The 6,905-nt window shown below is 49.9% G+C and carries 1 protein-coding gene; it reads left to right on the forward strand.

The features are described from left to right. Positions 1-147 precede the first annotated feature (147 nt). A complete protein-coding gene (locus tag Q0294_RS21165) occupies positions 148-6,786 on the forward strand; it encodes a ThuA domain-containing protein (protein ID WP_299469421.1) in 6,639 nt (2,212 codons plus the stop codon). Positions 6,787-6,905 lie beyond the last annotated feature (119 nt).

A 6,905-nucleotide genomic window follows, 5' to 3' on the forward strand; every position in this document is an offset into this window, starting at 1 on the left:
TCATAAAAAAACGTGTGCTTAGCAGTTTTTTTACCAACTCAACAGTAAAATCGAAACCCGAAACAGGCTGTCAGATATTTTCATCATTTATCAAATACGAATCTGACTCGCCCGCAGCAATCCCCGCACTCCAGAGGAAATATGGTTGTGAAATATTTCGTATGCTTCATTTTATTTTTCTGCCTGTATCTTCTCCCGCTTTACGCCAGTGACTCTGCGACACAAAAGCAGAAATCCCCAAAACAATGCAAGATCGTTTTGATTGCCGGCCCCAAGAGTCATGGGCCGGTGGGCAATGGAATTCATGACTATCCCTGGTCGGTGAAACTGCTCAAAGTCATGCTGGACAACTCCAACATAAAAGACAAAGTCCTGGTGGAATACCATCTGGAGGGCTGGCCGGAAAATCCCGAAACGCTGAACGATGCCGATGCGATCATGGTGATTTCAGATGGCCGGGACGGAGACAAATTCGAGGAAGCGCCCCACTTTATAAATGAGGAACATTTGAAACTCATTCAACGGCAAATTGACCGGGGCTGCGGTTTTTTGACGTTTCACTTTTCCACATTCGCGCCGGATAAATACTCACAGCAAATCATGGATTGGTCGGGTGGTTACTTCGACTGGGAAGAAAACGGGCTCAGGCGCTGGTATTCAGCCATTAAAACCGCAAAAGCGCCGATTCAACTGCCCCACCCGGAACACGCCACCTGTCGCGGTATCAACCCTTTCGAACTACGCGAAGAATTTTATTTCAATCTCCGCTTCCAACCCGACGACCCGAAACTGACCCCGCTCTTTGAAGTGCCGCAGCTCGATGGAAGAAACGAAAACGGCAACGTCGTTGCCTGGGTCAAGGAACGCAGTAACGGTGGTCGCGGCTTCGGCACGACCTGTGGTCATTATTACGAGAACTGGCAAAACGATTCCTTCCGAAAATTCATTCTAAATGCCATCGCCTGGACCGCCGGGCTGGATGTTCCGGAGCAGGGGGTGCAAGCACGCTATTACACCCATGCGGAAATCACATCCGCACTCTCAGGGATCGAGAGTACGGAACCTGCCATTTTCGATGAACGCCCCATTCGAGTACTCATGTTTGCAGGAAACGAAGCACACGCCTGGCATAACTGGAAGAAGACCACCCCTGCGATTAAAAAACTGCTCGAACAGGACCGCCGCATCAAAGTCGATATTTCAAACGATATTGAAGACCTTTCAAAAAAATCGCTGAATGACTATCAGGTAATTGTGCAGAACTACACGAACTGGCACGATGCCACCCCATTGAGCAACGCCTCCCGCACGGCTTTCATGAATTATCTCCAGAACGGAGGCGGGCTGGTTCTGATTCACTTTGCGAACGGTGCCTTCCATTTCTCACTCCCCAAAGCGGAGAAATCAGACTGGCCGGAATATCGCAAGATTGTGCGTCGCGTCTGGAACCACCACGGAACCGGGGATGCGAAAAGTGGACACGATGCATTTGGAAACTTTGAAGTTCAGATTACGGATGACGCGCATCCTTTGACTCACAACTTAAAGAATTTCCCGGTCACTGACGAACTCTACTTTCGACAGGATGGGACGGAACCCGTTGAACCTTTGATCTCAGCAAACTCAAAAGTCACGCAAAAACAAGAACCTCTGGCCTGGACCTATCACTATGGAAAAGGACGGATTTTTCAGACCTTACTGGGACACAGCGAAAAAACATATGATTCTTTTGAAGCCTGCGAAATTTTACGCCGCGCTACAGCCTGGGCCGCCAATCGCCCCATTCAGGAATCAGAACGGCCTGAAGAAGCTCCCGGGAATACAAAACAAGGAGCCATTCTGCTTCCGGGAAAATTCGGTAAGGCATTGAATGCCAATACGGGAACCGTATTAATTCCATCGCTATCCGCACACACGCAACGACCACTCAGCGTTGACTGCTGGGTCAAGCTGAATCAAAAAAACGGCTTCAACGTGTTTCTCGCCAGCGACGAAAAGAGTTCGCCCGCGCATTGGGAAATGTATTCCTATGCACGCAGTGGTTATTTCAGTGCCTACCTTCCCGGCCAGGGAGGAGAATATAAAACCAAAATCGATATTTGTGATCAGAAATGGCATTACGTAGGCATGATTCTGGAAAACAATCGGCTGCGGCTGTTCGTCGACGGAAAACCAGCCATCGATTCGGCACTTCCCGAAAAAAACAACTCTGCCTCACCGGGAAAAATCCGGATGGGAGGCCTGGTTGAGAATACAATCCGATGTGACGGCCTGATTGATGATCTCCGCCTTTCAAAAGGCCTGCGTAATTTTGAAGTCTTGCCTGATGCTCCCTCTAAGGTTGATGACCAGACGCTGAATTTATTTCCGTTTGATGAACTGAAAAACGATCGACAAATCCAAGACACTGTTTCAGACGCTCCCGCCGTCATCGAATTCATAACCCCACTCTCTCAGCAATCATCCACAGACAAAAAGAGCCCCGATCAGAAAGACCACTGGGGAAAGGATTCAGTCGGTTTTTCGCAACCCGTCCAGGCCACCGACGATGGTCGCTGGCAGCAAACCGATATCGGAAAATGGCTGGCCTGTATCGTCCCCCTGCCTGCCGGCCCCGTCAAAAAAGGGCTCTCGATTCGCGTAGGCGAGCATGAAGCAGGCACGATTTGTTATGACACAGAACATTGTAAAGTACGAGGAATCTGGACGGGAGGTTTTCTCAAACCGTCACCTGAAAGGTTCGGCCTGATCAAAGCTCCTGCCCCAGTCGGGAAAATCCATTTTTCAACGGCGGAAGGTCCGGGATGGAACAATGAACTAAATTGTCAATTTATCGGTGCTCACGTCCAGCAAAATCGCGTCACACTGGAATACAAAGTCGGAAGTACAATCGTTTTTGAAACCCCCTGGTTCGTGGAATCTGATGGCAGCTCCTGCTTCACGCGTACATTTGAAATCGGTCCTGGTGACCAGAGCCTGCAACTCAATGTAGCCGATGCCAAACAGGCACGACCTTCAGAAACAAATTCAAAAGTATTTGTTTCGACAGACACAAGCAATCCGCTGTTCATCGGCTCTACCGGCTGGAATCAGGTTCAGACTGTGCTCAGTAAAACTAGTCATTTGCAAACGGCCGCGTTTATCATTCCGCCGAGAAAAAAGACGATACGCTTTAAGGTTTATTACCAAACCAATCCGAAACAGAATTCAGAACCTGCCATTCCAGAAAGCCTCCTCACATCACCTTCATTACAACCTTTACTGATCCCCGGCCCTCCCCGTTGGAACGAAACACTCGTCACCAGGGGAATCCTCGGAGAGGAACAGAACGCCTACACCGTCGATACAATTACCATTCCTCATCAAAACCCTTACAAGGCGCTGTTTTTTATCAGTGGACACGATTTTCTGGAAAACGGGGACCTGGCTGTCTCAACTGTGCATGGAGACGTGTGGCTGGTAACTGGTATCAATGACGGCTTGAATGAACTGAAGTGGAAACGATTTGCCACCGGACTGTTTCAACCCCTGGGGCTTAAAGTCGTCAATAATAAAGTTTATGTCCTGGGACGTGATCAGGTCACCATCCTGCATGACCAGAATCTGGATGGCGAAGCGGATTTCTATGAATGCTTCAACAACATGATTCCCACCTCGACCGGCGGGCACGATTACGTGACTTGCCTTGAGACGGACTCGTTCGGCAATTTTTATTTCATGCACGCCCAGCAGGGGGTCATGCAAATCACCGGCGATGGCCGCCAACTGAATGTCATCGCCTCCGGATTTCGCAACCCGAATGGCATGGGAATGGGGCCGGGAAATATTATTACAGCGTCCCCCCAGGAGGGGAACTGGACTCCCGCCTCGAATATTACCGAAATCAAGCCAGGCGGATACTACGGTTATGGTGGGCCACAAGTGACAGAAAACCGCCCGCTGGGATATGATCCCCCGCTGTGCTGGATTCCCCGACTGCAGGACAACTCCAGCGGCGGACAGGTCTGGGTTACCAGCAATGAATGGGGGCCACTGAAAGACCAGCTCCTGCACCTTTCCTATGGACAGAGCAAATTACTGCTCACCTTAAGGGAAGTCATCCATGGTCAACCACAGGGGGGCACCTTGAAACTCCCGCTTGAATTTGAATCGGGAATTATGCGCGGTCGATTCAGTCCTGACGATGGTCAGCTCTATGTCAGCGGGCTGAAAGGCTGGGTTACCAACGCAGTACAGGATGGATGCCTGCAGAGAGTCCGCTATACTGGCAAACCCGTTGATTTTCCGATCGCCGTCAAAACCATGCGGAATGGAATATCGCTCACCTTCACAAATCCGTTAGATCGCAAAACGGCAGAAAACCCCAACCACTATGCCATTGAGCAATGGAATTATCTGTGGTCCGCGAACTACGGCTCACCGGAATTTCGAGTTTCCGCGCCGCAAACAGAAGGGCGAGATGAAGTCGAAGTGATATCAGCGACGCTGCTGCAGGATCAGCGCACCGTGTTCCTGGAACTGTCCGACGTGAAACCGGTCATGCAGATGGGCATCACCTATCATCTGACTTCTGATGCAGGCAGAGAAATCAAACAAACCTATTACCATACAATCAATTCTGTCTCAGAACAGAAAATGGACTCCCAGATCTTAACCCGTCATCAAAGCAATGACCTGCTTAGCGCTGAGCTTCAGCAGCACTTGAAGCCCGGCATTCTCTGGAAATTCAGCCAAAAGGCTCCTCAAAGTAAACCGGTCACCGATGCCCGAACCGCCAGAATGATCGCCCTCTCTGTCTCTGCCAAAGAAGCAGCCACGCCTTTTTTGTCACCGGGAACGTTTTCAGCAACAGCAGACGGTTTCATTCGAGTTCCGCTGCAAGGGCGCTATCAAATGAACCTGGAAGGTTTTGGAACCGTCAAACTGCAAGTGAACCAGAAACTCATCCTGAACGAAACAAGCGATGACTTTACAAAATCAGCCCCGGCCGCGGTAACTTTAATGAAAGGGTACAACCAGATTTCGTTGCAGTATCAAAGCTCAGCAGAGGGGAGTGCCAGACTCCGCTTGCTTTGGAGCGGAGAAAATTTTTCTACCGAACCGGTTCTCCCGAGTGTCTTGAGTCATGCCGGAAATGATCCGCAGTTGATCGGCATGCAAAAACTGCGTCTGGGGCGAGAACTAATCGCAAACTATCGCTGCCTGGCCTGTCATTCTCTGTCGAATGATATTGAAAGCCGACTCACATTGAATTCACATCAAAACAAACATCAACTCTCTTCCTCCTCGATGCCGGACTTGAATCGATCAGCGCCGGATTTGACGAATGTCGGCAACCGGGTCGGCAAACGATGGTTGTTTCACTGGTTATTAAACCCACACAGTTTACGCGAAAATTCAACCATGCCTTTGATGCTCGGCGATCCCGATTCCAAACTGGCAAAACAACGAGCAGCCGATTTAACTGCCTGGTTTGTTTCACAGGCCGAAAAACCAATCTTCCATGATGCTCTGAAACCTGAAGGAGCTCTTGCTTCTGATTCAGGCCTGCTGATCGAAGCCGGTTCAGAATCCTATGAAACACTGGGGTGCATTAACTGCCATCATTTTTTACCCGACCCTCAGATTGATGAATATCAGAGGCACTCGCTGGCATTGATCAAGAAAAAGTTCAGCCCCTCCCAACTGGTTCGTTTTTTACAGACTCCGCATCAATTTAATCCCTGGAGCCGCATGCCGGACTTCAAATTAGCACGCCAGGAAGCAGAGGGATTATCTGCTTATTTGATCGAACATTCCAAAGGCAAAATTCCGAACTCTTTGCTCCTGCCTGCTGGGTCAGCCAGTCGTGGTCATCAACTTTATTATGAAACGCTGGGCTGTGTTCGCTGTCATGGTGAGTTAAAAGGGCAAATTCAAGCTGAGGCTCATACGACACGCATTCCCTTGTCAGAACAATCTCTTTCAAAGGGTTGCCTGTCAGAGCGGGAACAGGATCATTCGACTGCTCCTCAATTTCAGTTTTCTCAGAAACAACGAGAGGCGATTCAGTCGATCCTTAAAAGCAGGACTGAGTCGCTGGCCCGGCACAGCTTACCTGAGGTCTCTGAGAGATGGGTGCGTCAACTAAACTGTGCAGCCTGCCATAACCGGGACGCGGCACAAAGCCCACGTGGCTTGATCGTGGTGGAAGAAGGGGAATCTGGATTACCACCAGAGCCGCTCCCCAGCCTGACATGGGCTGGCGAAAAACTGAAACCAGCCTGGGCAACATCGTTTATCGCAGGTAACCTCTCCTGGAGGCCACGTCCCTGGCTGAAATCAAGCATGCCCCACTTTCCGGCGCATGCCCGATACCTCGCGTCGGGAATGGCAGCCGAACATGGAATCGCGCACTTATCCGAAATGGAAACGACCGAAAAGAAAATCTCTGCCCCACACCAGCAGATCACTCTCGGAAATCAACTTACCACGAAGAACGCGCTCGATTGCCGCCAATGCCACGGCGTGGGAGATGATCTCCCCACAGGTGACGACAAAACCAAAATCGCGCTGGGGATCAATTTTGTCCACATCAAAGAACGTCTGACCGAAGATTATTACCGTCGTTTTGTTCTGGATCCTCCACGATTTGACATCTCGACGAAAATGCCAAAACTTTCAGCAGATGGTAAAACAACCAAGATTGCCACTATTTTTGACGGAGATGCAAACCGGCAGTTTCAGGCCATCTGGAAGTATATTCAAAGCCTGAACGATCAACCGCGCACATTCAGCGGGAAGTGATTCATCAACTGTAATAATTCCTCAAAATACCAGATGTCTAACGCCAGGTGCCTGCTATGATTCTCTAGGGACCACCATCAAACTGACAGCTCTCTGACCTTCAAGGATTTCAGGCTATG

The sequence above is a fragment of the uncultured Gimesia sp. genome (assembly GCF_937919775.1).
Classification (GTDB): domain Bacteria; phylum Planctomycetota; class Planctomycetia; order Planctomycetales; family Planctomycetaceae; genus Gimesia.